Genomic DNA, 25,342 nt, shown 5'->3' with positions numbered 1-25,342 from the left:
ACGTTCCGCCAGGGACCCTGATAAAACCCTGACTCTCCCTGAGCCGTCCCTGATTTGGCGATTCGGGGGTCCGCGCCGGTGATCTTCTCGTGGAAGGGGGCATATAGGGAGCCAAAAGACCGTCGTGGGAGTTAAACATGGACATAGCGACTCTGCAGGGGCAGACCCGGCTGTACCTGCGGCAGAAGATCACCATGATGGTGAACAGGTACGTCGTCCATGTGGCCGGTCCCGGCGGTTCCGAGGGCGAGCTCGTGGGCTTCGCCGAGCAGAAGCGGCTGGCGCTCAAGGAGCAGGTGACGCTCTACACCGACGAGTCGCGTGAGACGGTCCTCGCCGGTTTCAAGGCGCGCAAGGTGCTCGACATCGCCGGCGAGTACGACGTCGTGGACCACACCGGAGCCTCGATCGGCACCTTCCGGAAGAACTTCGGCCAGTCGCTGCTCCGCTCGACCTGGCACCTCCAGCAGCCCGGCCTGCCGACGCTGACCGGGCACGAGCGGAACTTCGTGGTCGCCCTGCTCCGCCGCTTCGCCGACTCGCTGGAGTGGCTGCCGTACCACTTCGACTTCAGCATCGGCGCCTCGATCGCGTTCTCGGTCGACCGCCGCTGGGGCCTGCGCGACCGGTACGCCATCGAGATCCACGACCCGCGCCTCGACCGCCGCCTGGTCATCGCCATGGCGGTGGCCCTCGACGCGCTCCAGGCCAGGTGAGGGAATCCCCGGAGCGGCAGCGACTGTTATAGTCGGCGGGTAGCCGTATGGTTCTGGCTCCGTTCGAGCCCATACGCGCTCCGCACATCTTCCGCCGGCCACCAGCCGGCACCAGACCTCCCGCGCGATCCGTGATCTGACGGGCGACTCTCCGTCCTACCGGGCGCGGCGTCCCACGATCCGCTTCCAGCGGACAACCCCATGATTCGTGCGTGTGAGTCCCGCGAGGACTCCGCACACCTCCACACCGAGGAGTCCTGTGACCCCCACCACTCTCACCGTTCCCAAGCCGCGCGTCTCCGCCCGTACGCGGCGGGCGCCGGCCGGGGACGGCCCCGCGACCGTCGCCACCGAGGTCGGCGGCCTGCTCGACTTCGCCGGCCGGAACGCCGTGATCCGGTCCCGCGGCTACCTGCCCGGGCCGAAGGACGTGGCCGTCCCGGCCGCGCTCGTGGCGCGGTACGGCCTGCGCCGCGGCGACCTCGTCAGAGGCGCCGGGGAGAACGGCCGGCTCGCCTCCGTCGTCTCGCTGAACGGCGCCCCGGTCGACACCGGTGCGTCCCGGCCCGACTTCGCCGACCTCGTGCCGATCCATCCCGACGAGCGGCTGCGCCTGGAGACGACGCCGAACGTCCTGGCCACCCGCGTCATCGACCTGTTCGCCCCGGTCGGCAAGGGCCAGCGCGGCCTGATCGTCGCCCCGCCGAAGGCCGGTAAGACGATGTTCCTCAAGGCCGTCGCGAACGCGATCACGGCCAACCACCCCGAATGCCACCTCATGGTCGTCCTGGTGGACGAGCGGCCCGAGGAGGTCACCGACATGCGCGAGTCGGTCCGGGCCGAGGTGGTCGCCTCGACCTTCGACCGCCCGCCGCTGGACCACATCCTGGCGGCCGAGCTGGCCGTCGAGCGGGCCAAGCGGCTGGTGGAGACCGGCCGGGACGTGGTCGTGCTCATCGACTCGATCACCCGCCTCGGCCGGGCGTACAACATGGCCGCGCCGAGCGGCGGGCGGGTGCTCACCGGCGGCATGGACGCGCGGGCCCTGCACCAGCCCAAGAAGGTGCTCGGCGCCGCCCGCAACATTCAGGACGGCGGATCGCTGACGATCCTCGCGACCACGCTGGTCGAGACGGGCTCGAAGATGGACGACAACCTCTTCGAGGAGTTCAAGAGCACCGGCAACATGGAGCTCAAGCTGAGCCGGAGCCTCGCCGACCGCCGCGTCTTCCCCGCCGTCGACGTCGTCGCGTCCGGCACCCGCCGGGAGGAACTGCTGCTCGACGCCGCCGAACTGCCGCTGATCTGGCGGCTGCGGCGGGCGTTGCAGGACCAGGAGTCGTTCGAGCGCTTCCTCGGCTCGCTGAAGAACACCGGCTCGAACGCCGAACTCCTCCTGGCCCTGTCGAGGGGTTAGACCCCGATGGGGTGCCAGACGGTCTTGGTCTCCAGGAACGCCGACATCCGCTCGATGCCGGGGTCGGCGAGCCAGTCCACGCGGCCGGCCGGGGGCCGGAGCACCCGCTTGAGGTTCTCGGCGGCGAGTTCCTCGCACGTGACGGCCAGTTCGGGGTCCGCGCCCGTCAGGTCGATGCCGTTGACGTCCATGTGGCCCGCGAGCCAGGGAGCGATCTCGGCGGCCGAGCCGGTGAGGATGTTCACCACCCCGCCCGGCAGGTCGGAGGTCGCCAGCACCTCGGCCAGCGTGATCGCCGGCAGCGGCGCCCGCTCCGAGGCCACGACCACGCACGTGTTCCCGGTCACGATCACCGGCGCGATCACGCTGACCAGGCCCAGCAGCGGGCCCATCGGCGGGGCGACCACGGCCACCACGCCGGTCGGCTCCGGGCTCGACAGGTTGAAGTACGGCCCGGCGACGGGGTTGGCCGACCCCAGGACCGCACCGATCTTGTCGGACCAGCCCGCGTACCAGACCAGCCGGTCGACCGCCGCGTCCACCAGCTCGCCGGCCTTCTTCGCTGAGACGCCGTCGGCGTCGACGACCTCGGCGACGAACTGCGCGCGCCGGCCCTCCAGCATCTCGGCGACCCGGTACAGGATCTGGCCCCTGTTGTACGCCGTGGCGCCCGACCACTTGGAGAACGCCTTCCTGGCGGCCGAGACGGCGTCCCTGGCGTCCTTGCGCGAGGCCCTGGCGGCGTTGGCGAGGAAGTCTCCCTTGGAGGAGGTCACGGCATACGACCTTCCGCTCTCCGAACGCGGGAACGCGCCGCCGACGAACAGCTTGTACGTCTTGCGCACGGCCAGCCGCGCGGCCTGCTCACTCATCGAAGGTTCCAATCTCGAGCGGACGGGCGGGCTGGTAGGTCTGGCCGCACCGGCACACGCCGCCGCGGTGCGCGAACCACCCGTGCCGTACGGCGAAGCGGCGGGAACGGCGGCCCCGGGAGAAGCCCTCTCCGGCTCCCGCGTAGGCCCGGCGGGCCAGGCGGCGGCGACGTCCGTCGTCACAGCGGGCGTGCGGCCGGGCCTCGTGACGGTCGCATCGGTCATACCGCAAGGTAGGCCTCCAGACCGTGCCGCCCGCCCTCGCGGCCGTACCCCGACTCCTTGAAGCCGCCGAACGGCGAGGCGGGATCGAACCGGTTGAACGTGTTGGACCAGACGACGCCCGCCCGCAGCCGGGACGCCGCCCACAGCATGAGCGAGCCCTTCTCGGTCCACACGCCCGCCGACAACCCGTACGGCGTGTTGTTGGCCTTCTCCACCGCCTCGGCGGGGGTGCGGAACGTCAGCACCGACAGCACAGGACCGAAGATCTCCTCACGGGCGATCCGGTGCGACTGGGCGACGCCGGTGAACAGGGTCGGCGGGAACCAGTACCCGCGGTCCGGGATCGGGCAGGAGGGCGACCAGCGCTCGGCGCCCTCCGCCTCCCCGGCCTCCGACAGCTCGCGGATCTTGGCGAGCTGCTCGGCCGAGTTGATCGCGCCGATGTCGGTGTTCTTGTCCAGCGGGTCGCCGAGCCTGAGCGTGCCGAGACGCCGCTTGAGCGCCTCCAGCAGGTCGGCGGCGACCGACTCCTGCACCAGCAGCCGCGACCCGGCGCAGCAGACGTGGCCCTGGTTGAAGAAGATGCCGTTGACGACCCCCTCGACGGCCTGGTCGATCGGGGCGTCCTCGAACACGATGTTGGCTGCCTTGCCGCCGAGTTCCAGTGTGAGCTTCTTGCGGGTGCCCGCGAGGCTCCTCGCGATGTGGCGGCCGACCTCGGTGGAGCCGGTGAAGGCGACCTTGTCCACGCCGGGGTGGGCGACGAGCGCCGCGCCGGTCTCGCCCGCGCCGGTGACGATGTTGACGACCCCCGGCGGCAGGTCGGCCTGCCGGCAGATCTCGGCGAAGGCGAGCGCGGTCAGCGGCGTCGTCTCGGCGGGCTTGAGCACGACCGTGTTGCCGCAGGCCAGCGCGGGCGCGATCTTCCAGGCCAGCATGAGGAGCGGGAAGTTCCACGGGATGACCTGCCCGGCCACCCCCAGCGGGCGCGGGTCGGGACCGAACCCGGCATAGGAGAGCTTGTCGGCCCATCCGGCGTAGTAGAAGAAGTGGGCGGCGACCAGCGGGAGGTCCACGTCGCGCGACTCACGGATCGGCTTGCCGTTGTCGAGCGTCTCCAGCACGGCCAGCTCACGCGCCCGCTCCTGGATGATCCGGGCGATCCGGAAGAGATACTTGGCCCGCTCGGCCCCGGGCATGCCCGACCAGACGGGGAACGCCTTGGCGGCGGCCTGCACGGCGCGGTCGACGTCGGCCTCCCCCGCCCACGCGACCTCCGCGAGCACCTCCTCGGTGGCCGGGTTGACGGTCTTGTGGCGCTCCTCGCCCTGCGGCTCGACCCACTCGCCGTTGATGAAAAGGCCGTACGACGGCCGGATGCCGACGATGTCCCGCGACTCGGGCGCGGGTGCGTATTCGAACATGACTCAGCCTCAGTCGAGCGTGAAGTAGTCGGGACCCGCGTACCGGCCGGTGGCCATCTTCTGCCGCTGCATGAGCAGGTCGTTCAGCAGCGAGGAGGCGCCCAGGCGGAACCAGTCGGGGTGCAGCCAGTCGGGCCCCGCGGTCTCGTTGACGAGCACCAGATACTTGATCGCGTCCTTGGTGGTGCGGATGCCGCCCGCGGGCTTCACACCCACCTGACGGCCGGTCGCGGCGCGGAAGTCGCGCACGGCCTCCAGCATCACGAGCGTCACCGGGAGGGTCGCGGCCGGCGGCACCTTGCCGGTCGAGGTCTTGATGAAATCCCCTCCGGCGATCATCGCCAGCCAGGAGGCCCGCCGCACGTTGTCGTACGTCGCGAGCTCACCGGTCTCCAGGATCACCTTCAGATGGGTGTCGCCGCAGGCCTTCTTGATGGCGACGATCTCCTCGTACACCTTGAGGTAGTCGCCGGCGAGGAACGCGCCGCGGTCGATGACCATGTCGATCTCGGACGCGCCCGCGGCCACCGCGAGGGTGGTCTCGGTGACCTTCACCTCCAGCGAGGACCGTCCGCTGGGGAACGACGTGGCGACCGACGCCACCTTCACCCCCGAGCCGGTGAGGGCGGTCACGGCCGTCGCGACCAGGTCGGGGTAGACGCAGACCGCGGCGACCGGCGGCACGGAGGCGTCGCCGGGGTCGGGCCGCATGGCCTTGGCGCACATCGCCCTGACCTTGCCGGGGGTGTCGGCGCCCTCCAGCGTCGTGAGGTCGACCATTCCGATGGCCATGTCGACGGCCTGTTTCTTGGCGGTCGTCTTGATCGATCGCGTGCCCAGCATCGCGGCGCGGGCGTCCGCGCCGACCCGGTCGACCCCGGGAAGGCCGTGCAGGAACGCCCGCAGCGTCGAATTTGAGGAGGCGACCTCCGCGAGCGGAGTAGTCATAGTTGGCACGGAACCAGCATCGCCGACCGGTCCGATTGATTCCAAACTCGAAAGAGCGATTCCCACGCCGAAAGCCCGGACCTGGGCCCGGGCCTCCTCGTCACTCGGTGACCCGGGTCACCACGGCACCTCCCCGTCGTCCTCGAAGAACCGGCCGGACGGTCCGTCGTCGGGCAGGGTCGCGAGCCGGATCGCGATCGCCGCGCCCTGTTCCGGCGTGCGCACGCCACGGAAGCCGTTCAGGTCGGTCGCGCAGAAGCCCGGGCAGCCGGCGTTGATCAGGATGTTCGTGTCACGCAGCTCCTTGGCGTACTGGACGGTGACGGCGTTGAGGAACGTCTTCGACGGCGCGTAGGCGACGGCGATCGGGCCCGTCTCGGCGCCGGCGGTGGTCTGCCGGGTGAGGGAGCCGACGCTGCTGGACATGTTCACGATCCGCGGCGACGCCGAGCGGCGCAGCAACGGCAGCATCGCGTTGGTGACACGGATGACGCCGATCACGTTGGTCTCCACGGCCTGCCGCACCGCCGCGAGGTCGGCCGTCGTGGGCATCTGTGCCGCGCCGCCGGTTATCCCGGCGTTGTTGACGAGCACGTCGAGGCGCCCGGCCCGCTCCTCGATCAGCGCGGCGGCGGCGGCCACGCTCGCGTCGTCCGTCACGTCGAGCGGCACGCCGAACGCGTCGGCGCCGGCCGCGCGCAGCTTCGCCACGGCGGCCTCGCGGCGCTCCTCGTCCCGGGCCCCGACGCCGACACTCCAGCCGAGACCGCCGAGGCCGGCCGCGATCTCGTATCCGATGCCCTTGTTCGCGCCGGTCACCAGCGCGATCGTCCGCTCGTTCGTCTGCTCGTTCATACGGCCGATCCTGTCCCGCACCGGCCCGGGAAGGCCAACACCGTTCGGACAGGCGGCGATACCTCACGGGTATCGACCCTTGTGGGCGTGTGGATAGCATGCCGACCGTGGAGACGCGTGAGCTGCGCTACTTCGTCGCCGTGGCCGAGGAGCTGCACTTCGGCAGGGCCGCGCGACGGCTCGGGATCGCCCAGCCCCCGCTGTCACGGGCGATCGACCGGCTCGAACGGCGCCTCGGGGCGGCGCTGCTCGAACGCACCAGCCGCATGGTCGGCCTGACCGAGGCAGGCTCGGTGCTCCTGCGGGAGGCCCGGGCGGCGCTGGACGCGGTGGAGGCCGCGGAGCGGCGCACCCGCCGCGCCGCCCTCGCCGCGGCCGGCGGCGGCGCCGGGGTGGTCCTCGTCACGAAGGCCGGCGCCGCCGGCGAGCTGCTGGCGAAACTACTCGACGCGTACGCCGCCGAGCCCGGCGCGGTCACCGTCGACCTGCTCCTGTGCGGGCCCGGTGAGCAGGAGCGGCTGCTGCGCGACGGCCGGGCCGACGTGGCCCTGCTGCATCGGCCGTTCGACTCCACGACCGGGCTCGACACCGAGGAACTCCGTACGGAGGGCCAGGTCGTCGTCCTGCCGGGCGGGCATCCCCTCGCCACCCGGACCCACGTGCGGATGGCCGAGGTCGCCGACCTGCCCGGCCTGCCGATGCCGCGCTGGCCGGATCGGGACGGCGCCTATCCCGACGGCCCCGGGCCCCGGGTCCGCGACCACACCCAGCTGCTCCAGCTGGTCGCGCTCGGCCGCACCTGCTGGGTCGCGCCGGAGTCGTGCCGGGAGCGGCTGACCGACGACCTCGCCGCCGTGCCGGTGGTGGACGCGCCGCCGGTCACGACGGTCATCGCGTGGCCGCCGCACAGCCGGTCCCGGGCCGTCGCCGGCCTGGTCCGGGTCGCGACCCGTCTCTGACTAAGGCATCGCCTTAGCCGCCTTAGACGGCGTAGGCCACCGGCCGCGCACGAGCCGGCCGAGAGATAGGACATCCGCCCGATGTGGCGGGGGGCGTCTTAGACCGAACCTTGAGGTGTACGGAAAGAAGCCTCGAACAAGGAGACCCGCGATGGGGCCGGAACTGCACTACCAGATCATGATCAACCGGGCCGCCGAGCTCCAGGAGGAGGCCGCCTCGCACCGGCGTGCCCGCCAGGCGCTGGCCGGCCTCAAGGCGCAGCAGCGCGCCCGCCGCCTGCGCGGGACGTTCGGCAAGCTCCGCAACTCGTGACCCGCGTACGAAGGCCCGGCCGGACCCTCCCTCCCGGCCGGGCTTGCCAGCCCCCGTAGGGCAAAAAAGCAGGCGAAGCCAGACAAAGGGTCATGACATGCTTTACGACATGACACGCCGGGCGGTTAGCCCCGTCTTCGTGGGGCGGGACGCGGAGCTGGAGACCCTCGCCGAGGCCTACGACCAGGCCCGCAAGCAGGCCACCGCGGCGGTGTTGATCGGCGGCGAGGCAGGGGTGGGGAAGACCCGCCTCGCCGGCCGGTTCGCTGAGGAGGCCGCGGAGGACGGCGCCCACGTGCTCGTCGGGGGCTGCGTGGAGCTGTCCGCCGAGGGTCTCGCGTACGCCCCGTTCACCGCCGCGCTGCGCCAGCTGGTCAGGGAGTCCGGGGCCGCCGAGGTCACCGCGCTGCTGCCGGACGGCGCCGGCCGGGACCTGGCCAGGCTGCTGCCCGAGTTCGGCGAGCCGACCGGCGACGGGGAGACGGAGTCGGCCCGCGCCCGGCTGTTCGAGCTGATCCTCACGCTGCTGGAACGGCTCGCCGAGCGGCGGCCGGTCGTCCTCATCATCGAGGACGTCCACTGGGCCGACCGCTCCAGCCGCGACCTGATCGCCTTCCTCAGCCGCAACCTGAGGACGGCCCCCGTCCTGATGGTCATGACGTACCGGTCGGACGAGCTGCACCGCACCCATCCCCTGCGGCCCGTGCTGGCCGAGCTGGGCCGGGTCGACGGGGTGGTGCGGCTGGACCTGCCGCGCTTCACCCAGGACGAGGTCGCCGCGCAGATGGCCGGGATCCTCGGCGTCACCCCTGCCTTCGCCAGGGTCGACCGGGTCTTCGAGCGCAGCGGCGGCATCCCGCTGTTCGTCGAGGCGCTGCTCGACTGCGGCGAGGAGTGTTCCTTCCCCGACTCGCTGCACGACCTCATCATCGGGTCGGTGGAACGCCTGCCGGAGGAGAGCCAGCGGGTGCTCCGCATCGCCGCCGCCGGGGGCGTCCGGGTGGGACACGCCCTGCTCGCGGCGGTGAGCGGGCTGTCGGACGTGGACCTCGAGGACGCGCTGCGGCCGGCCATCGCCGCCAACGTGCTGCAGGTCGCCGACGGCGGGGCGTACGCCTTCCGGCACGCCCTGATCCGCGAGGCGGTGCACGACGAGCTGCTCCCGGGCGAGCACGCCCGCATGCACGCGCGGTACGCCGAGGAGATCGACCGCGACCGCACGCTGGTGCCCCCGGGCCGGGCGGCCATCGAGATCGCCCATCACTGGTACTCCGCCCGCGACGACCGGTGGGCGCTGATCTCCGCCTGGGAGGCGGCGGAGAAGGCGGCCAAGTCGTTCGCCTACACCGAGCAGATCCAGCTGCTCGAACGCGTGCTGACACTGTGGGACAAGGTGCCGGGCGCCGCCGACCACATCGGCCAGGACCACTGCACGGTGCTCGAACGGGCCTCGGAGGCGGCGTACGTCAGCGGCGACATGGAGCAGAGCCTCAAGTACGTGCGCGGCGCGCTGTCCGAGCTGGACGAACGGACCGCCCCGGAGCGGGTGGCCGAACTGCTGGTCCGTATGGCGAACGTCAAGTCGCAGAAGGCCAAGCACGGCAGCCTGGACGACCTGCGCCGCGCCGAGGGCCTGGTCCCGCTGCCCGGCGACACCCGCACGCTCGTGCTGACCCGGCTCGGCACGATGCTGATGTGCTCCGACCAGGTCGTCGAGGGCACGGCGGTCACGCAGGAGGCGCTGCGCACGGCCCGCGAGAAGGGGCACGAGGTGCAGGAGGCCGACCTGCTCATCAACCTCGCGCTCGGCCACTCCATCAACGGCGACCTGGAGACCACGTTCGCGCTCAACGAGCGGGCGCTGGCGATGGGCACCCGCCTGGACTCGCCCCGGATCATCCTGCGCGCGCTCGGCAACAACGTCGACGCCCTCGACAACCTCGGCCGCTCGGAGGAGGCGGTTCAGCTCGCCCTGGAAGGGGAGAAACTCTCCCGCCGGTACGGCAGGTTCCGCCACCAGGGGGTGTTCATCGCCAACAACCGGGCGGAGGCGCTGGAGTCGCTCGGCCGGTGGGACGAGGCCATCGAGGTCATCGACCGGGCCATGACCATGGGCCCCACCATGCGCACCCGCTGGCACATGCTGCGCGTGCGGGCGGACATCGCGATCAGCCGGGGCGAGGAGGACCTGGCGCAGGACATCCTCTCCGAGGTCGGCGCCTTCTCCCCGCGCCGCGAGGAGCAGACGCAGGAGTGGACGAACAACACCCGCCTGGTGCTCGCCTTCCACCTGCTGCGCGGCGAGCCGCTCAAGGCGCTGGACCTCCTGGAGGCCGCGCTCGACCACCCGCCGCTGTCGCGCAAGGCGATGCTGGCCGGGCGGCTGCTGGCGTCGATCCGGTACGTCTGCGACGCCGCCGCGCCGGTCGCGCCCGAGCGGGTCGCGAAGGTGCGGGCGCAGGGCGACCGCCTGGCGGGGAACCTGGGCGACGGACCGGTGAACGAGGCGTTCGGCCTGGTCTACCGGGGAGAGTTCGACGCGGCGGCGCAGGCGTGGCGGCGGCTCCGCCGCCCCTACGTCCAGGCCAAGGCGCTGCTGCTCGCGGCGGTGGACGCGGCCGCGCGCGGCGACCGCGACGGGGCCTCCAAGCGGCTGCACGAGGCCTGCCCGCTCGCCACCGCGCTCCGCGCGACCCCGCTGGTCACCCAGATGGAGACGCTGGCCCGCCGCGTCGGCACGCCCCTCCTCAACCCGCTGTCGGATCCCACGCCGTCGGCCGCTCCACCGGCCAGGTCCGGACGGCAGGCCGACCTGACCCCCCGTGAGCTGGAGGTGCTCCGCCTGGTGGCCGCCGGGCGGAGCAACCGCGACATCGCGGCCGAGCTGTTCATCTCGGCCAAGACCGTCAGCGTCCACGTGTCGAACATCCTGCCGAAGCTGGGCGTGTCGACCCGGGGTGAGGCCGCCGCCGCGGCCCACCGCCTGTCTCTTCTCGACTAGCCGAACAGCGCTCAGCCGAACAGGGGCTCGATCAGCAGCAGCACGCCGAAGACGGCGAACGCGGCGGCGGCGCCATACTTGATCCACTTTTCCGGCAGGCGACTGCCGAGGAAGCGCCCGACGAGGATCGCCAGCGCGTCGGCCGCGACCATGCCGATGGTCGAGCCGATCCAGGTGCCGAACCAGCCGTGCTGGGTGGCCAGCGTGATGGTGGCGAGCATCGTCTTGTCACCCAGCTCGCTGAGGAAGAACGCCACGGCGACGGCGACGAACGCGTTGCGGGTCGTCCTCGCCGCCTTGCCCTCCTCCTCCTCGCTGAGCTCGTCGCCGCGCAGCGTCCACAGCGCGAAGGCGAGGAACGCGATGCCCGCGACGATCGAGATGGCGGTGGTGGGGAGCGCGTCGCCGACGACCCTGCCGAGGGCGACGCTGCCGAGATGCACGAGCGCGGTCGCGACGGTGATGCCGGCCAGCACCGGGAGCGTTTTGAACCGGGTGGCGAAGGTCAGGGCCATGAGCTGGCTCTTGTCGCCGAGCTCGGCCACGAAGATGACGACGAGGGAGATCCAGAGGGCTTGCACGGGTCGCCTTCCGAGGGGAGATGCGACCGGGCCGCCGTACGACACCCGGGGAGCGGGCACGACTTCGGCCCGGCAGCATGTGGTCATGACTGTCGGGCCGAAGGTCTCGTCCGCCACGGGGGCTCCACGACCGGGCGGGTGAACCGCCAGTGTGTCGATCAGTGGATTTCGGACTACTCCCCTTCGGTGTCCTCCCAGTCTAATCGACCTAAAGACTCGCTCCCACCAGCACGGGCTCGTTGACGAGCCACACGCCGAACTTCTCGTGCACGCCGTCGCGCACCTCGCGGGCCAGCGCGAGCAGCTCGCCCGCGCTCGCCTCCCCGGTGGGGTTGGTGAGGGCCAGCGTGTGTTTCGTGGAGATGCGGGCCCGGCCCTTCTCGTAGCCCTTGGGGAACCCGGCGTTCTCGATCAGCCACGCCGCCGGGACCTTCACCGAGCCGCCGGGCATGTCCCAGCGCGGATGGCCGGGGGCGCGACGCTCCAGGGCCGCCGCCTCGTCCGGGCCGAGCACGGGGTTGGTGAAGAAGGACCCCGCGCTGCGCGTGTCGGGGTCGCCGGGGTCGAGCACCATCCCCTTGCCGCGCCGCAGCTCCAGCACCGCCTCGCGCGCCTCGGCCAGCGGCACCCGCTCGCCGATCTCCACCCCGAGTCGCGCGGCCAGTTCGCGGTACGCCACGGGCCCCGACAGCGCGGACCGCTCCAGGGCATAGGTGACCGCCAGCACCACGTGCCGGTCGGGGTCCTGCTTGAAGGCGCTGTGCCGGTAGGCGAAACCGCACTCCGCCGCCGTGAGGTCGGCCACCTCGCCGGTCTCCCGGTCGTACACGCGGACGCCGGTGACGGTCTGCGAGACGTCCTGCCCGTACGCCCCGACGTTCTGGATCGGGGTGGAGCCCACCAGGCCGGGAATGCCGGACAGGCACTCGACCCCCGACAGGCCCTCGGCGACGCACCGGGCGACCAGGGCGTCCCAGTCCTCCCCCGCCTGCGCGGTCACGAGCACGCGCCCGTCCCCGTCCGGCGCCGACTCGACGCCCCGGGTGACGACACGGACCACCAGCCCGCCGAACCCCTCGTCGCCGACGAGCAGGTTGCTGCCGCCGCCGAGCACCAGCACGGGTTCCCCGTCGCGGTCGGCCTCGGCCACCATCGCGACCAGGTCGCCGGTGGTGGCCGCCTCGGCGAACGCCCGGGCCGGGCCGCCCGTACGCAGGGTGGTGTACCGGGCGAGGGCCACCCCTGCCAGCCGGTCAGCCATTCGTCTCCTCAGCGCGTCCCCCCAGGTCGTGTAGAGGAACCCGGGGCCGTGTAGAGGAACAGGATAGCCACCCCGCCCCGGCCCTCCCTCTCACGGAGTGGGAGGGGCGTCCCGATCGGGTGGCGAGTCGACGCCGGCCTCTGCGTCGGCGTCGGTGCCGGTCTCGACGCCGGTCTCGGCGATGGACTGGTCGATCCGGGAGGCGGCCGAACTGCCGTCCCACAGAAGCTGGGAGGCGACCATCGACGCCTCGCCCGACGGGGTCAGCGCCGTCTCGATCGTCCCACCGGGGGCGACGTCCCGCTTGACCTCGGTGATCTGCTCGTGTCCCGCCGCCCGCGCGGCCTCCCGCGCGTTCCCCGCGCGGGGTGACGGCAGCCCACCCCCCTGGGCGTCCCCGGCCTTGCCCGGATCCTGCGTCTGCGTCGCCACGCCGGCGGTGTCGTCGTGCTCCCGCTGGGTCGTGACCGGCTCGTTGACGACGCCCTCGGTCTCTGAAGTGTCTCGCTCGCTCACGATCCGACCGCTACCCAGCACCGGCGCCGCCAAGCACCCTCGTGGCCGGTCGCGGCTGATCCGGGCCGGTCAGGAGAGCTGGACCACCGCGCGGGCCTTGGACAGGACCCGGGAGTCGCCGGACCTCGCCGTGAGCGTGACCACGACGCGCTTGTCCTCGCGCTTCTCCTCCACGACCCCGCTGATCGTGATCGTCGCGCCGTTGTCGTCGTCGGGCACCACGACCATGGACGAGAAGCGGACGCCGTACTCGACCACCGCGCCGGGGTCCCCCGCCCAGTCGGTCACGAACCGGCCGCCCTGCGCCATCGTGTACATGCCGTGCGCGATGACGTCGGGCAGGCCGACCGCCTTCGCGTAACGCTCGTTCCAGTGGATGGGGTTGAAGTCGCCCGAGGCCCCGGCGTACCGCACCAGGTCGACCCGGCGGACCCGGTACTCGGCGGCCGGGATCTCCTGGCCGGCCTCCACGTCGTCGTACTTGACCGTCGCCGCCATGTCAGGCCGCCCCTCCGCGCTCCACGATGATGTTGAAGGTCCGGCAGACCAGCTCGCCGGAGGTGGTGTGCACGTCGCTGCGCACGGTCAGGAACTCGTTGCGGCCGACGCTGCGGATCTCCGCGATGGTCGAGGCGCACACGAGCTCGTCGCCCGCCTGGATGGGCCGCTCGTACTCGAACCGCTGCTCGCCGTGCACGACCATGGAGAAGTCGAGCCCCAGCTCGGGGTCGGTGAGCGCGTCGCCGGTGCCGAGGAGGCTGAACACGATCGGGAAGGTCGGCGGCGCCACGACGTCCGGGTGCCCGGCCGCCACGGCGGCCTGCCGGTCGTGGTAGATCGGGTTGTCGTCGCCGATCGCGGTGGCGAACTCGCTGATCTTGACGCGGCTGACCTCGTAGGGCGCGGACGCCTGGTACGTCCGCCCGACGAAGTCGCGATTCAGAGGCATCGGCCGTGCTCCTTAGAGAATGAGCTCCCCGGGGGATGAGCGGGTGACCGTACGCTAGCAACACCCGTTCCGGCCCGCCGTCACCGCCGCACTGCGGAAAGATCCGAGGCAGAAGCACGGGGGACAGAAGCACCGAGACGGCAGCGCCGACACGAAAACCGGCGCCTCCGCGAGGGAGACGCCGGTCATACGTGATCGATGGCCCGCTGCCGACGGCCTGGAGTGCCGAGGCCCGGGACAGCGTGGGGTCGTGTTCGTGCCGGAGTGACACCGATGCCCTGGAGTGACGCTCCTGGAGGACGCCGGGAAGCCGGCCGCCGCGTTCGCGGCGCGGAATCACACGCGCCGGACCACGCTACGGTCAGCGGGTCTCGCGGTGCGCCCGGTGCGTCTTGCAGTTGGGGCAGTACTTCTTCAGCTCAAGCCGATCCGGGTCGTTGCGCCGGTTCTTCCGCGTGATGTAGTTGCGGTGCTTGCACTCCTGGCAGGCCAGCGTGATCTTCGGCCTAACGTCTGTGGCAGCCACGTGGGAGTGCCTTTCTGCGTTTGGGACTACTGGACAACCCAGGCCGGGGTCGCCTTCGTGAGGTGACCCGGCAGGGTAGTAGCGGAGGCCGGACTTGAACCGGCGACACAGCGATTATGAGCCGCTTGCTCTGCCTGACTGAGCTACTCCGCCTCGGCCGGAGAAACCGCACCCGGCCACGCAAGGATACCCGACCCGTACGGCTCTTCGCGCATCGGGATCAGCCGTGATCGGGATCGGTCAGCCGGTGGGGAAGAGGCACCCCCACCAAGCCGAAAGCCCCACCCGGCAACGCTCCCAGAGGAACACCGCTCAGATAGGACTTTCCGGCCAGAGCCCCCAAACGGAATCGAACCGTTGACCTTCTCCTTACCATGGAGACGCTCTGCCGACTGAGCTATAGGGGCGGGCCCGGCTGCGCTCTCGCGCCTCGCGGACAGGTGTAACCATACACGGCCACGCTGACCGATGCGAACTCGAATACCCCCGCGCTCACGGTGTCGGCAGCACCCCGGAGAGATCGGCCGCCGGCCGCTGGCGGACCGGCACCTCGGCGGCGACGGCGTACCTGCTGAAGTAGCCCTTTCCCCGGACGGGGGTCACGTTGCTGAGCGTCACCGTGGCGTCGTACGGCGCGTCCTCGCAGGCGGGCAGGCACCAGGTGCCGCTGAGCTTGCCCGCGCCGACGGCCCGGGTCGGCCCCCAGGAACGCCAGACGACCTCGCTGATCGTGCTGAACTCCGAAAGGACCAGGATCGCCGGCCGCTGGTCGGGGCGCCCCTGCTCCGAACCCCGCAGGTTGAGCACGTACACCGGTGTCTCTGCGGCCGGGCCGGCCTGCGACGCGCCGCAGCCGGAGACCCCCGCGGCGAGGGCCGCGCCCGCGACGGCGAGCGTGGTGACAGTGGTGGCCAGGCGCATCGATTCCCCCTCGGCACTGTGAGTGCCCGAGATCGGCGCGGATTACGCCTGCGGCCCGGCTACCTGACGGCCGTACGGGTGTCGCCGGCCCGCTCCGGCAGGGCGATCACCTCGCACAGGTCGGCGAGGTCGACGAACCGGGCGACCTCCTCGACCGACAGGCAGTCGGCGACCAGCCGTCCGTGCCGCCGCACGCGCAGCACCTGGCGGTCGCGGCGGTACGCCGGAACGATCTCGTACCCGTCGGGACCCACCCATCGCCTGTCCATAGGGGAACAAGCTATCGGTTCTTCCCACGGTTATCTCCCGTCCCTTGGGAATCGGGTTTAAGTAAGGACCTAACCGACCCCAAGCGCCGGAGCGCACAGTGAGCGTGCCAGACCACCCCGCTCACGAAAGGCATCGTGCGATGTCCGACGCCCCCGCCCCGCACCCCGCCAACCTCCCCGCCCCCAACCTGCTGGGCTTCCGCATCACCCACCGCGCCATGCGGGCCGACTCCCGGCGGCTCGCCGACGCCACCGGCGAGATCGCCGCGGGCAGGCAGCCGTGCGGCCCCGAGCGCGCCGCCGCGATCAAGAACTACGTGGTCAAGCTGTGCCAGGGCATCCATCACCACCACAAGGCGGAGGACGACCACCTGTGGCCCCTGCTGGTCCGGTCGGCGGGCGCCGAGGTGGACCTGAGCGAGCTGAGCGAGGACCACTCCGAGCTCGATCCGCTGCTGGCGGAGATCCAGTCCGTCGCGGGCGACCCCGCCGAGCTGGCCAAGCCGATGCGCCGCCTGGCCGACCTGCTGGACGAGCACATCGCGGAGGAGGAGCGGCAGCTCTTCCCGGTCATCATGCGGCACGTCACGGCGAAGGACTGGGAGGAGCTGGAGAAGCACGTCCGCAAGGGCGGCGACCCGCGGTTCGAGCTGCCCCGCATCGAGCGGCACGCGCGGCCGGACGAGCTGGCCGAGCTGCGCAAGCTGGCCGGGCCCGTCCTGGTCGTCATGCTGGCGCTGCTGCGTCCGGGCCACCGTCGCCGCGAGCGTCTCGTGTTCGGCGCGGCGTGAGCGCCCGGCGGGCGGCCTCCTCCCAGTGCGGGGAGCCGGCCTGCCGGGCCACCTCGGCGGCCCGCCGGTAGTGGGCGTCCGCGTCGCCGGGCCGGCCCAGGAACACGGCGAGGTCGCCCAGCGTGTGGGCCACCGGCCCGGCCGTGACCGATCCCGAGTGCAGGCCGGCCAGCTCGCCGTCGTACGGCAGCAGCAGCTCGTAGCACTCGGCGGCCACCTCCCGGTCGCCCAGCGCCGCCGCGTTGTCCGACCGCATCGACATCAGCAGCAGCCAGTAGTAGTCGAGCCGGGGCCGGTGCCCGGGCAGCCACACGGCGCGGGCCTCGTCGAGACGACCGGCGCCGACGAGCGCGCGGGTGTACATCTCCATGCTGTCCTCACGCAGGCGCTCCCAGAGGACGGTGAGTTCCTCCACCATGCCGGCGAGGCGCCCGGCCGCCAGCGCGACGACGAAGCGGCCGACCATCCCCACCATCGCGCCGTTCGCGTCGCCGGTGCGGGCCAGCCGTTCGCCGAGCTCGCCGTACGCGCGGTCGGCCCGCTCCAGGTCTCCTGTCACCAGCAGCCGCAGGGCGTCGAGGAAGGCGAGGATGCCGAGGGCCAGGCCGAGCTGGCCGGTCGTCGACAGCGCGGCGCCCCGGTCGGCGTGCTCGCGCGCCGACGCCCAGTCGTTGCGGCCGAGCGCGACCATGAGCAGCGCGAAGTGGCCGAGCGTCTGGTAACCGAGCAGTCCCGCGGCGGCGGACGCGGCCAGCAGGTCGTGGCCGAGCGTCTCCAGCTCCGCCCGCCGGCCCGGCGCGAGGCAGGCCCAGTAGCGGGCGTTGAGCGCCATGCAGCGCAGCCGGGGGTCGCCGAGGGCGTCCGCGATCGCCAGCGCCTCGGCGCTCGCCGTCTCGACGCGCTCCGCGTCGTGCCCTTCGAGCGCGTGGCAGAGGGCGACGAGCATGCGGCAGCGCAGCTCCCCCGCCTCCGCCGGCATCGAGCCCTCGATCGCCCCGACGAGGCGGGGGTCGTACGCGCGGTCGGGCTGGATGGTCCAGATGACCGGCGCGTCGAACGACGTGACCGCGCGGGCGACCGCCGCCCGGTCGCGCATCTCTTCGGCCAGCGTGAGGGCCCTCTCCCGGTTCCGCAGCGCGGTGATCACGTCGCCCGCGTGCGCCTGGGCGGACACCAGGTCGCACAGCAGGTCGAGCCGGACGTCCCGGGGCGGTTCAACGGTCCCCTCGGTCAGCAGGTCGAGCGCGTCCAGGGCGCGCTGCAGCAGCGTCGCCGCCTCGCCGTACGCGTGGTAGACCGACCAGGCCTGGCGGGCGGCGCGCGCCGCGTACCCGGCCGCCGTGAGGGCGGTCGCGGTGGTCGCGGCGGCGAGCGCGTGGTGCCCGAGCGCCCCCACGTCGCCGGGCCGCACGTGTTCCAGCGCCGTGAGGACCCTGCCGTGGATCCGCGTACGGCGCAGCCGGGGGATGTCCTCGTACAGCGTCTCGCGGACGAGCACGTGGGCGAAGCGGACGTGGCCGGGGCGCGGCTCTTCCAGCAGGCCGGACAGCACGCCCGCCTCCAGGCCGTCGAGCACGGTCTCCTCGTCGGCCCCCGGCATCGCGACGAGCACGTCCGCGTCGGCCTCCCGGCCGAGGACGGCGGCGGTGCGGAGCGTCGTCTGCGCCGTGGCGGGCAGCCGGGCGAGGCGGCGGCGGATCAGGTCGCGGACGCCCGGCGGCAGCGCGTGGGCCGCGGCCGGGCCGTCCACCGCGAGCAGCCGGGCCGTCTCGGCCACGAACAGGGGGTTGCCGCCGGTCCGCTCGGTGACCGTGCGGACCAGCGTCTCGTCCACCTCCGCGCCGGAGCGCTCCGTGAGCAGACGCGCCACCTCCGGCTCGCCGAGGCCGCCCAGGATGATGTTCTCCACGGCCTGGACGGCGAGCGCGGCGGCGGTGGCCGTGAGGTCGTCGCCCGCCTCCGCCGGCCGGTGCGTCAGCAGGACGAGGACCGGCGTGCGGGCCAGGCGGCCGGCGAGATGACGCAGCAGCTGGAGGGTCTCCTCGTCGGCGCGGTGCACGTCCTCCAGCACGATCAGCAGCGGTCCCGGCACGCCCTCCAGGTAGTCGCCGGCCGCCCGCGCCAGCCAGAACTGGCCCACGGGCGCGGCGTCGTCGGTCAGCAGCGGCGCGAGCCTGGCCGCCGTCCCGGGCTCCGGCGAGCGGGTGGCGGAGAGGTCGCGCAGCACCTCGCTCCAGGCCCACGCGGGCGGCACGCCGCCGGTCGTCTCCGGACAGCGGCCGACCACGGTCTGCCAGCCGTCCCCCGACAACCGCCGCACCAGCGCGTCGGCGAGCGTGCTCTTGCCCGAGCCCGCCTCGCCGCCGAGCCAGGCGATGCGGAAGCCGTCCCGCGCCTGCCCGGCCGCGGAGACCAGCCGGGACAGCTCCGCCGTACGGCCGACCATCCGGAAGGCGGCGGGTGCGGGCTCGGCCCGCGTCTCCCGTACGGGCGGGCCGATCACGGGGGCCGGGTCGAGCGACTCGGCCTGCGCGAGGATGTCCGCCTCCAGCGTGCGCAGCGCGGGCCCGGGGTCGACGCCGAGCTGGTCGGCGAGCAGGGCGCGGGTGCGGCGCAGGGCCGCGAGCGCCTCCCCCTGCCGTCCGCCCCGATAGTAGGCCAGCGCGAGCAGCCGTACGGCGTTCTCGCGCAGGGGATGCTCGGTGAGGTGGCGTTCCAGCTCGGGGACGATCTCGGCGTGGCGGCCCAGCGCGAGCGCCGCCTCGGCGCGGTACTCGGCCGCGACCACCCGCAGTTCGTCCAGGTGGCTCACCTCGGGGGCGGCCCACTCCTCGTCGCCGAACTCGGCGTACGCCGGGCCGGTCCACAGCGCCAGGGCCTCGTTGACGAGGTCGAGCGCCCGGGCGGGCGCACCCTCGGCGAGAAAGCCGGAGGCGGCCTCGACCAGCCGGGGGAAGCGCCAGGCGTCCACGTCGTCCGGCTCCAGCGCGAGGCGGTAGCCGGGCGGAGCGGTCACCAGCACGCGGGCGGCGGCGCGGGGCGCGCGGCCCGGCTCCAGCACGCGGCGCAGGTTGGAGACGTAGACCTGCAACGCCCCCAGCGCCCGCGGCGGCGGCTGGCCCTTCCACAGGTCGTCCACGAACCGGTCGGTCGACACCACGTGGCCGTGCGCGCAGATGAGCCGGGCGAGCACGGCGCGCTGGAGCGACGTCCCGAGGTCCGCGCGGCGGCCGTCGACCTCCGCCGTGATTCGCCCCAATATTCTCAATCGCACCATAACGGGTTAAGCATATGTACGGACCCGGCAGCGGCAGCAGGAGACAACACCACACCGCAGTGGTGAATTTCTTCCACTCGATCGACGCAGCGGGTAGGAATTGTTACTCTCAGTAGGGCCCGACTAGTGCAATGTTCAACTGAGCCCTACCTCTGGAACCGGGACGCGTTCGCCGTCCCGCCGTCGAAGCGCTTCGTCAGGTCGCCCGGACCTCCCCCACGGCCCCCACGGCTCCGTCAGTGGTCCCCGGCGTCGAGAAAAGCGAAGGGAGCCACCGTGGAGACGTGGACGGCACCGAGCCCAGCCCCCACCCGATGGTGGGTGCTGGGCATGCGCGGAGAGCTGGATCTCCACGCGGTGCGGCATCTCCACGAGCCCCTGCGCGGCCTGATCCAGGCCAGGGGCCCGTGGCTCGCCCTCGACCTGAGCGAGGTGCGGTTCATCGACACCACCGGGGTCGGACTGCTGGTGCGCCTGGCGCACCACCTGCGCGGCCGGGAGGGCGACCTGGCGCTGATCGCGCCCGGAGGCCAGGTGCTGCGGATCCTCCGCTGGACGAACCTGACCCGGCTGTTCCGCGTGCTCGACACCGCCGACGCGCTGGCCGACCTCGCCACCGACTGCCCGCCCCGCCTCGGCCGGGCGACCTGACGCTCCTTATCGGACCGCGGACCGGGCGGCGGCGACGATGAAGGCGGCGGTCGCGGCAGGCTGGGAGACCATGACGGCGTGGGAGGCGCCCGGCAGTTCCACGACCGTCGAGTTGGCGCGCTTGGCCATGAACCTCTGGGCGGCGGGCGGGATGGCCTTGTCGGAGCCCGCGACGAGATACCAGGAGGGGATGCTGCGCCAGGCCGGTGCGCCGCTGGGCCCCGACAGGGCGCCCACCGACACGGGCCGCTGGGTGGCGGCCATCAGCCGGGTGGTCGGCTCGGGCAGGTCGGCGGCGAAGACCGCGCGGAACTTCGCCGGGTCGATGTAGCCGTCGACGCCGCCCGGGTAGGGACGGGGGACGAGCGCGGTGGGCAGTGTGCTGCCGGGGAACCGGTCGCTCAGCTCCAGCGACGTCTCACCGCTGTCGGGGGCGAAGCCCGCGACGTAGACGAGCGCCTTGACGTTGGAGTTGCCCGCGGCGGCATTGGTGATCACCGCACCGCCGTACGAGTGGCCGACCAGCACGACCGGGCCCGGGACGCTCGCGAGGACACTGGAGATGTAGGCGGAGTCTCCGGCGAGGTCGCGCAGCGGGTTGGCGACGGCGAGGACGGCGTAGCCGGCCGCCTGGAGTCGGGCGACGACGCCGTTCCACCCCGACGCGTCGGCGAACGCGCCGTGCACGAGAACGACGGTCGGCTTGACGTTCGTGGTCGCCGCCGTCACCCCCGCCACCGCGTTCGGTGTCGTGCAGGAGAACAGCAGGGCGACGGCTCCGAGAACGATGAGTAAGACGCGCCGAAAGGACATGATCCAGCTCCGTTCGAGAAAAGCGGCGGTGATGTGGCGGGTCAGGGCGTGCGGAGGAACTGCAGCAGGACGCGGGTCATCTCCGCCGGGTGCTCCTCGAAGATCCAGTGGCCGGAGTCGGCGACGACCTTCCCCTGCACGTTCTCGGCGTACTCGCGCACCTGGTCGGGGACGAACCTGCCGAGACTGTGGTCGGCGCCCAGCGCCAGGACGGGCATGGGCAGCTTGTGCTTCGCGAGCTTCCTGTTGTCGGCGACGTCCCGGTCCAGGGCGCGGAACCACTCGAAGCTCGCCCGCAGCCTGCGGTCGTCGCTCAGGTGCCCGGCGTACTCGCGGACGGCTCCCGCCTCCGCCGCGCGGTCCTTGTGGACGGCGAGCAGGCCGATGAACCGCTTGATCCAGAGGGCCTCACGGCCCTCGATGATCTGCTCGGGCAGGCCGTTGCGGACGGTGAAGAAGCCGAAGTTCCAGAACCCCGGCCCCTGGGGGGTCAGGGAGGGGAAGGTGTAGAGCCTGCTGTCGGGGATGGGCGCCTCGCTGAGCACGAGCTTGGCGACCCGGTCCGGGTGCCGGGCCGCGTACGAGTAGGCGACCATGGTCCCGATGTCGTGGCCGACCAGGTTGATGTCGTGGTCCAGGCCCAGCCGGGTGAGCAGGCCGTGCAGGTCGGCGGCCATCGTCTTCTTGTCGTAGCCGCCGCGCGGAGCGCTGGAGCCGCCGGCGCCGCGCAGGTCGGGCGCGATGACCGTGTAGTGCTCGGCCAGGGCGGGCATGATCCCGCGCCATTCGTACCAGGACTCGGGATAGCCGTGCAGCAGCACGAGCGTCGGCCCGTGCCCGCCGCGCACGTAGTTGACGGTGATGCCGTTCACGTGCGCGGTGCGCTCCGTGAAGCCGGCGGGGACCCGGGGTCCGGCGGCCGCGCCGGCCGCCGGCACGACCGCAGTGGCGGCCAGCGAGGCGAGCAGGAGGACGCTGGAAAGGATGGTGCGGCGCATGTGGTCTTCTCTCCGCAGGTGGCTGGGGGATCAGCGGCGGGCCGGACACGCGGATGGGGAATCGGCGCGCGGACCACGGCGAGCGCGGGGACGGACCGGTCGTCTTCGACAGGCCGAGCGTGCCGCCGAGAGCGAACCTACGAACGGAGCGGACGGCCGCGCGTCAGTCAGGTGACTGCGTCACCGAACGTCACCGATCCCCGGCGATCGCGCCAGCTCGGCGCGGGAGGTGATCCCCAGCTTGGGGAAGATCCGGTACAGGTGGGCGCCGATGGTGCGGTGCGACACGTAGAGCCGTTCGCCGATCTCCCGGTTCGTCATGCCCTCGGCGACCAGCTGGACGATCTGGAGTTCCTGCGCGGTGAGCTTGTCCCGGACCCCGATCGACCGCTGCTCGCTTCTCTCCCCCGACGCGCGAAGCTGCCGGCGGGCCCGCTCGCTCCAGGGGACGGCGCCCAGCGCGTCGAAGGTCTCCCGCGCGGCGCGCAGGAGCGGCCTGGCCGGGGAGACGCGCCGCCGGCGTCGCAGCCATTCGCCGTAGGCGAGTTGCGTCTGGGCCCGGGCGAACGGCCAGCGCTCGGCGTCGGACGCGAGCGCCTCCTCGAAGAGCGCCTCCGCCTGCGAGTCGCCGGCCAGCAACGGCCTGGCCAGGCGCAGCCCGGCCCGCAGCGCGGGTGACGGCGTCCTGCGCGCCACCGCCTCCATCTCCGCCAGGATGGCGCGCCCCTCCCCGACGTTGCCGCTGTGCGCGGCCGCGTCGGCGAGCATGCCGAGGACGTAGCAGCGGAGCGCGATGTGGTGGCTCGGATCGGCGGGATCGTGCATGCGGGCCAGATGGTCGTAGGCCTCGGCGAACCTCCCCTCGCCTAGAGCCACCATCCCGCGCGCCGTCTGCACGGTCGCCAGGACCGGGCGTACGCCCGTGGTCAGGCTCAGTCTCTCCGCTTCCGTCGCCAGAGCGAGGGCGTGGTCCCGCTCGCCGCGGAGGGCGGCCAGCAGCGCCTGCGTGGACAGGGCCGTGCCGTACATGAGCGGCTGGCCGGTCTCCTGGGCCAGCCGCGCCGCCTCGTGCACCGCCGGAATCGCGACGTCCAGGTTGACCAGGAGGACCGCGCTCCACGCCCGGGCGCTCAGCGCGCGGGCCAGCAACTGCAGCCGCCCGTGGGACCGCAGGCCGGTCAGGGCGGCCGCGGAGAGCCTTTCGGCCAGATCCAGGGCTCCCACCAGGACGGCGGCCGTGCCCAGGAGCCGGGCCGCCTGCGGGTCGACGACCGGCTGGGACGTCACCTGGCGCAGCCCGTCGATGACCAGGCTGCCGCGATCGATCGGGGCCGCGTAGGCGAGGATCGCGAGCAGTTGCGGATGCCGGTGGTCGATGGGCAGGTTCTCGGCCGCGGCGACGACGCGCCGCCGCGCCTCCGGTCCCGGCTCCACCCAGAAGCACCGCAGCGCCGCGCTCCACAGAATGCGCAGCGCCCGTTCGTGGTCTCCCTCGGCGGCCACCGTCTCGGCGAGGTCGGCCAGGGCGAGCGGCCCGACCGCGTGGTCGCCCGTCCCGTCGTCGAAGGCGCCCCTGATCCAGAGCACGCGCGTGCGCTGCTGGGGTGACAGGTCGAGCGATTCGGTCTGGCGCAGCAGGCGTGCGACGACGTCGTGGTCGCCGAGCTCGACGGAGACGTCCGCGGCCCGCAGCAGCCTCTCCGCGCGGTCGCGGGGATCGTGGCTGAGCCTCGCCGCCTGTTCGAGCGCGCTGACCGCCAGCGTCGCCGCTCCGCGCTGCTGGGCGCGGGCGGCGATGGCGTCGAGGGCGGCCGCGACCGCGTCGTCGGGCCCTGAGCCGGCCGCGGCCCGATGCCAGGTCTCGCGGTCGGCCAGGTCTCCCGGGAGCCCGCCGGAGCTCTCGGCCAGCGCGTCCGCGATCGCGGCGTGGGCCGCGTGACGCTGCGCCAGGCTCGCCGCCTGGTAGATGGCCGAGCGCATGAGGGGGTGCCGGAAGGCGATCCGCCCCTGGCTCGCCGTGACCAGCCGCGCGGCGACGGCCGGGGCGAGGTCCTGGTCTCCGGCGCCGTGGCCCAGGCGCGCGGCCGCCGACAGCGTCTCGGAGAGCGCGCTGCCGTCGTTGACCGCGGCGACGAGCAGCAGCGCACGCGTGGCGGGGGGAAGCTCCGCCATCCGCGAGCCGAAGGCCTGCTCCAGGCGCACGGTCAGCGGCAGCCACGACGTGCGGAGCATGGCGTCCCCGTCCAGCTCACGCCAGGCGCGCGGCAGCTCCGTCAGCGCCAGGGGATTGCCGGCCGCCTCCCGCAGCACCCGCTGCCGCGTCCCCGGCGCCAGTCCGGGGGCGACCACGTCCAGCAGGCTTCCGGCGGCCGCCTCCGGCAGGCCTTCCAGCGACACGCCCGGCAACCCCGCGTCGTCCAGGGCGGAGGCGAAACCCTCGCGGATCCCGGCGAGAAGCAGCACCGGTTCGGATTCCAGGCGCCGCGCCACGAACGCGAGCACCTGGGCGCTGGCCTGGTCGAGCCAGTGCGCGTCGTCCACGACGAGCAGCGTGGGGGCGCGGGTGGCGACCTCGGCCAGCAGGTTCAGCGTCGCCAGCGCGACCAGGTACAGGTCGGGCACGGTCGTGTCCGTCATCCCGAACGCCGCCCGCAGGCGTTCCCGCTGCGGGGCCGGCAGCCGGTCGTCGTACGCCTGGAGCGGGTGCAGAAGCTGGTGCAGACCCGCGTACGGCAGGAGCGCCTCCGACTGCACGCCGACCGCGGTGAGGACCCTGAGCCCGCGCTCGGCGGCGATCGCGGCCGCGGCCGCGAGCAGGGCGGACTTCCCCATGCCCGCCTCGCCTCTCACGACCAGGCCGCCGCCCTCGTCGCCGACCAGGTCGATCATGCCGGTCAGCCGGCGGAGCTCCGCCTCGCGGCCAATGAGTGGCGTCGCAGCCGCGCCTTCCGACATTTGACCAGACATAGTCACCTATTCCGCACCAAATGCCGTAATGGTCAACTCATTCGACTGCGGCTGCCGCGATCTCCAGAAATATGGCGATATCGCTTTATAGC

At 72.7% G+C, this 25,342-nt stretch carries 24 protein-coding genes and 2 tRNA genes; 7 read left to right on the top strand and 19 right to left on the bottom strand.

Features of this window, described 5'->3' with window-relative positions; translation table 11 throughout:
* Window positions 1–137: 137 nt before the first annotated feature.
* Window positions 138–716, top strand: a complete 579-nt coding sequence (locus F5972_RS24165) for an LURP-one-related/scramblase family protein (protein ID WP_150936117.1) — start codon at window positions 138–140, stop codon at window positions 714–716.
* Window positions 717–975: 259 nt separating this feature from the next.
* Window positions 976–2,133 carry a transcription termination factor Rho gene (gene rho / locus F5972_RS24160; protein WP_404803077.1) on the top strand — a complete coding sequence of 386 codons (1,158 nt, stop codon included), beginning with the start codon at window positions 976–978 and terminating at the stop codon, window positions 2,131–2,133.
* Here rho and F5972_RS24155 read toward each other — a convergent pair.
* The 5 genes from F5972_RS24155 to F5972_RS24135 all read right to left on the bottom strand — a co-directional run bounded on the left by F5972_RS24155 (window position 2,130) and on the right by F5972_RS24135 (window position 6,457).
* Window positions 2,130–3,005: an aldehyde dehydrogenase family protein gene (locus F5972_RS24155; protein WP_150936113.1), complete on the bottom strand. Its 876-nt coding sequence runs from the start codon at window positions 3,003–3,005 to the stop codon at window positions 2,130–2,132. The two genes, rho and F5972_RS24155, sit on opposite strands and share 4 nt — an antisense overlap.
* Window positions 2,998–3,237, bottom strand: a complete 240-nt coding sequence (locus F5972_RS24150) for a hypothetical protein (RefSeq protein WP_150936111.1) — start codon at window positions 3,235–3,237, stop codon at window positions 2,998–3,000. Before F5972_RS24150 ends, F5972_RS24155 begins: the two co-directional genes overlap by 8 nt.
* Window positions 3,227–4,654 (bottom strand): aldehyde dehydrogenase family protein, encoded by a 1,428-nt coding sequence (locus tag F5972_RS24145; protein WP_150936109.1) that lies wholly within the window; start codon window positions 4,652–4,654, stop codon window positions 3,227–3,229. The genes F5972_RS24150 and F5972_RS24145 overlap by 11 nt, the downstream gene beginning before the upstream one ends.
* 9 nt (window positions 4,655–4,663) lie before the next feature.
* A complete protein-coding gene (gene deoC, locus F5972_RS24140; protein ID WP_150936107.1) occupies window positions 4,664–5,602 on the bottom strand; it encodes a deoxyribose-phosphate aldolase in 939 nt (312 codons plus the stop codon).
* Window positions 5,603–5,719: 117 nt separating this feature from the next.
* Window positions 5,720–6,457 (bottom strand): SDR family oxidoreductase, encoded by a 738-nt coding sequence (locus tag F5972_RS24135; RefSeq protein ID WP_150936105.1) that lies wholly within the window; start codon window positions 6,455–6,457, stop codon window positions 5,720–5,722.
* A 98-nt stretch (window positions 6,458–6,555) separates the two neighbouring features.
* Between F5972_RS24135 and F5972_RS24130 the strand changes: the two genes are divergently transcribed.
* The 3 genes from F5972_RS24130 (at window position 6,556) to F5972_RS39205 (ending at window position 10,730) form a co-directional block, all read left to right on the top strand.
* Window positions 6,556–7,416: a LysR family transcriptional regulator gene (locus F5972_RS24130; protein WP_225311793.1), complete on the top strand. Its 861-nt coding sequence runs from the start codon at window positions 6,556–6,558 to the stop codon at window positions 7,414–7,416.
* Between the two features lie 151 nt (window positions 7,417–7,567).
* Window positions 7,568–7,729, top strand: coding sequence for a hypothetical protein (locus F5972_RS37445; protein ID WP_191910293.1), 162 nt, complete (start codon window positions 7,568–7,570; stop codon window positions 7,727–7,729).
* Window positions 7,730–7,838: 109 nt separating this feature from the next.
* Window positions 7,839–10,730, top strand: a complete 2,892-nt coding sequence (locus F5972_RS39205; protein WP_318527627.1) for a helix-turn-helix transcriptional regulator — start codon at window positions 7,839–7,841, stop codon at window positions 10,728–10,730.
* A gap of 11 nt (window positions 10,731–10,741) precedes the next feature.
* On the opposite strand, the gene F5972_RS24120 is transcribed toward F5972_RS39205, so the two are convergent.
* From F5972_RS24120 to F5972_RS24075, 10 genes are all read right to left on the bottom strand, one after another.
* Window positions 10,742–11,311 (bottom strand): TMEM165/GDT1 family protein, encoded by a 570-nt coding sequence (locus F5972_RS24120; RefSeq protein ID WP_225311792.1) that lies wholly within the window; start codon window positions 11,309–11,311, stop codon window positions 10,742–10,744.
* Window positions 11,312–11,519: 208 nt separating this feature from the next.
* A complete protein-coding gene (locus tag F5972_RS24115; RefSeq protein WP_150936099.1) occupies window positions 11,520–12,572 on the bottom strand; it encodes a UDP-N-acetylmuramate dehydrogenase in 1,053 nt (350 codons plus the stop codon).
* 90 nt (window positions 12,573–12,662) lie between these two features.
* Window positions 12,663–13,088, bottom strand: coding sequence for a hypothetical protein (locus F5972_RS24110; protein WP_150936097.1), 426 nt, complete (start codon window positions 13,086–13,088; stop codon window positions 12,663–12,665).
* Window positions 13,089–13,157: 69 nt separating this feature from the next.
* Window positions 13,158–13,586: a MaoC family dehydratase gene (locus tag F5972_RS24105; protein WP_150936095.1), complete on the bottom strand. Its 429-nt coding sequence runs from the start codon at window positions 13,584–13,586 to the stop codon at window positions 13,158–13,160.
* A gap of 1 nt (window position 13,587) precedes the next feature.
* Entirely contained in the window at window positions 13,588–14,037 is a 450-nt protein-coding gene (locus F5972_RS24100) for a MaoC family dehydratase N-terminal domain-containing protein (RefSeq protein ID WP_150936094.1), read from the bottom strand.
* Between the two features lie 361 nt (window positions 14,038–14,398).
* Complete coding sequence (rpmG, locus tag F5972_RS24095; RefSeq protein WP_036325591.1) at window positions 14,399–14,563, bottom strand: 50S ribosomal protein L33; 165 nt, start codon at window positions 14,561–14,563, stop codon at window positions 14,399–14,401.
* Between the two features lie 79 nt (window positions 14,564–14,642).
* Window positions 14,643–14,716: transfer RNA gene (locus F5972_RS24090), tRNA-Met, on the bottom strand.
* Between the two features lie 181 nt (window positions 14,717–14,897).
* A tRNA-Thr gene (locus tag F5972_RS24085) sits at window positions 14,898–14,970 on the bottom strand.
* A gap of 85 nt (window positions 14,971–15,055) precedes the next feature.
* On the bottom strand, window positions 15,056–15,484 hold the full coding sequence (locus tag F5972_RS24080; RefSeq protein WP_150936090.1) for a hypothetical protein: 429 nt from the start codon (window positions 15,482–15,484) through the stop codon (window positions 15,056–15,058).
* A gap of 59 nt (window positions 15,485–15,543) precedes the next feature.
* Window positions 15,544–15,753: a transposase gene (locus F5972_RS24075; RefSeq protein WP_150936088.1), complete on the bottom strand. Its 210-nt coding sequence runs from the start codon at window positions 15,751–15,753 to the stop codon at window positions 15,544–15,546.
* 140 nt (window positions 15,754–15,893) lie between these two features.
* Here F5972_RS24075 and F5972_RS24070 point away from each other — a divergent pair, with 140 nt between their 5' ends.
* Complete coding sequence (locus F5972_RS24070; protein WP_150936086.1) at window positions 15,894–16,544, top strand: hemerythrin domain-containing protein; 651 nt, start codon at window positions 15,894–15,896, stop codon at window positions 16,542–16,544.
* Here F5972_RS24070 and F5972_RS24065 read toward each other — a convergent pair.
* Window positions 16,480–19,803: a BTAD domain-containing putative transcriptional regulator gene (locus tag F5972_RS24065; RefSeq protein WP_225311790.1), complete on the bottom strand. Its 3,324-nt coding sequence runs from the start codon at window positions 19,801–19,803 to the stop codon at window positions 16,480–16,482. The two genes, F5972_RS24070 and F5972_RS24065, sit on opposite strands and share 65 nt — an antisense overlap.
* A 294-nt stretch (window positions 19,804–20,097) precedes the next feature.
* On the opposite strand from F5972_RS24065, the gene F5972_RS24060 reads away from it, so the two are divergent.
* The gene (locus F5972_RS24060; protein ID WP_150936082.1) at window positions 20,098–20,472 is read left to right on the top strand and encodes an STAS domain-containing protein; all 375 of its coding nucleotides are present in this window, start codon (window positions 20,098–20,100) and stop codon (window positions 20,470–20,472) included.
* Between the two features lie 6 nt (window positions 20,473–20,478).
* On the opposite strand, the gene F5972_RS24055 is transcribed toward F5972_RS24060, so the two are convergent.
* The 3 genes from F5972_RS24055 to F5972_RS24045 all read right to left on the bottom strand — a co-directional run bounded on the left by F5972_RS24055 (window position 20,479) and on the right by F5972_RS24045 (window position 25,238).
* On the bottom strand, window positions 20,479–21,285 hold the full coding sequence (locus F5972_RS24055; protein WP_150936080.1) for an alpha/beta fold hydrolase: 807 nt from the start codon (window positions 21,283–21,285) through the stop codon (window positions 20,479–20,481).
* 41 nt (window positions 21,286–21,326) lie between these two features.
* Window positions 21,327–22,283 carry an alpha/beta fold hydrolase gene (locus F5972_RS24050; RefSeq protein ID WP_150936077.1) on the bottom strand — a complete coding sequence of 319 codons (957 nt, stop codon included), beginning with the start codon at window positions 22,281–22,283 and terminating at the stop codon, window positions 21,327–21,329.
* Window positions 22,284–22,463: 180 nt separating this feature from the next.
* On the bottom strand, window positions 22,464–25,238 hold the full coding sequence (locus F5972_RS24045) for a helix-turn-helix transcriptional regulator (protein ID WP_150936075.1): 2,775 nt from the start codon (window positions 25,236–25,238) through the stop codon (window positions 22,464–22,466).
* Between the last annotated feature and the right edge of the window lie 104 nt (window positions 25,239–25,342).

Origin of the sequence: Microbispora cellulosiformans, from assembly GCF_008728085.1 — a bacterium.
Taxonomy (GTDB): domain Bacteria; phylum Actinomycetota; class Actinomycetes; order Streptosporangiales; family Streptosporangiaceae; genus Microbispora; species Microbispora amethystogenes.
Note: the sequence above shows the minus strand (reverse complement) of the source record. Positions and strands in the feature narration are given on the sequence as shown.

Excerpts from the sequence above, each read along its gene's own strand:
- F5972_RS24165 (WP_150936117.1), top strand. The coding sequence starts at position 138 with ATGGACATAGCGACTCTGCAGGGGCAGACCCGGCTGTACCTGCGGCAG.
- F5972_RS24155 (WP_150936113.1), bottom strand. The coding sequence starts at position 3,005 with ATGAGTGAGCAGGCCGCGCGGCTGGCCGTGCGCAAGACGTACAAGCTG.
- F5972_RS24145 (WP_150936109.1), bottom strand. The coding sequence starts at position 4,654 with ATGTTCGAATACGCACCCGCGCCCGAGTCGCGGGACATCGTCGGCATC.
- deoC (WP_150936107.1), bottom strand. The coding sequence starts at position 5,602 with ATGACTACTCCGCTCGCGGAGGTCGCCTCCTCAAATTCGACGCTGCGG.
- F5972_RS24135 (WP_150936105.1), bottom strand. The coding sequence starts at position 6,457 with ATGAACGAGCAGACGAACGAGCGGACGATCGCGCTGGTGACCGGCGCG.
- F5972_RS24130 (WP_225311793.1), top strand. The coding sequence starts at position 6,556 with ATGCCGACCGTGGAGACGCGTGAGCTGCGCTACTTCGTCGCCGTGGCC.
- F5972_RS37445 (WP_191910293.1), top strand. The coding sequence starts at position 7,568 with ATGGGGCCGGAACTGCACTACCAGATCATGATCAACCGGGCCGCCGAG.
- F5972_RS39205 (WP_318527627.1), top strand. The coding sequence starts at position 7,839 with ATGACACGCCGGGCGGTTAGCCCCGTCTTCGTGGGGCGGGACGCGGAG.
- F5972_RS24115 (WP_150936099.1), bottom strand. The coding sequence starts at position 12,572 with ATGGCTGACCGGCTGGCAGGGGTGGCCCTCGCCCGGTACACCACCCTG.
- F5972_RS24105 (WP_150936095.1), bottom strand. The coding sequence starts at position 13,586 with ATGGCGGCGACGGTCAAGTACGACGACGTGGAGGCCGGCCAGGAGATC.
- F5972_RS24100 (WP_150936094.1), bottom strand. The coding sequence starts at position 14,037 with ATGCCTCTGAATCGCGACTTCGTCGGGCGGACGTACCAGGCGTCCGCG.
- F5972_RS24080 (WP_150936090.1), bottom strand. The coding sequence starts at position 15,484 with ATGCGCCTGGCCACCACTGTCACCACGCTCGCCGTCGCGGGCGCGGCC.
- F5972_RS24075 (WP_150936088.1), bottom strand. The coding sequence starts at position 15,753 with ATGGACAGGCGATGGGTGGGTCCCGACGGGTACGAGATCGTTCCGGCG.
- F5972_RS24070 (WP_150936086.1), top strand. The coding sequence starts at position 15,894 with ATGTCCGACGCCCCCGCCCCGCACCCCGCCAACCTCCCCGCCCCCAAC.
- F5972_RS24055 (WP_150936080.1), bottom strand. The coding sequence starts at position 21,285 with ATGTCCTTTCGGCGCGTCTTACTCATCGTTCTCGGAGCCGTCGCCCTG.
- F5972_RS24050 (WP_150936077.1), bottom strand. The coding sequence starts at position 22,283 with ATGCGCCGCACCATCCTTTCCAGCGTCCTCCTGCTCGCCTCGCTGGCC.
- F5972_RS24045 (WP_150936075.1), bottom strand. The coding sequence starts at position 25,238 with ATGTCGGAAGGCGCGGCTGCGACGCCACTCATTGGCCGCGAGGCGGAG.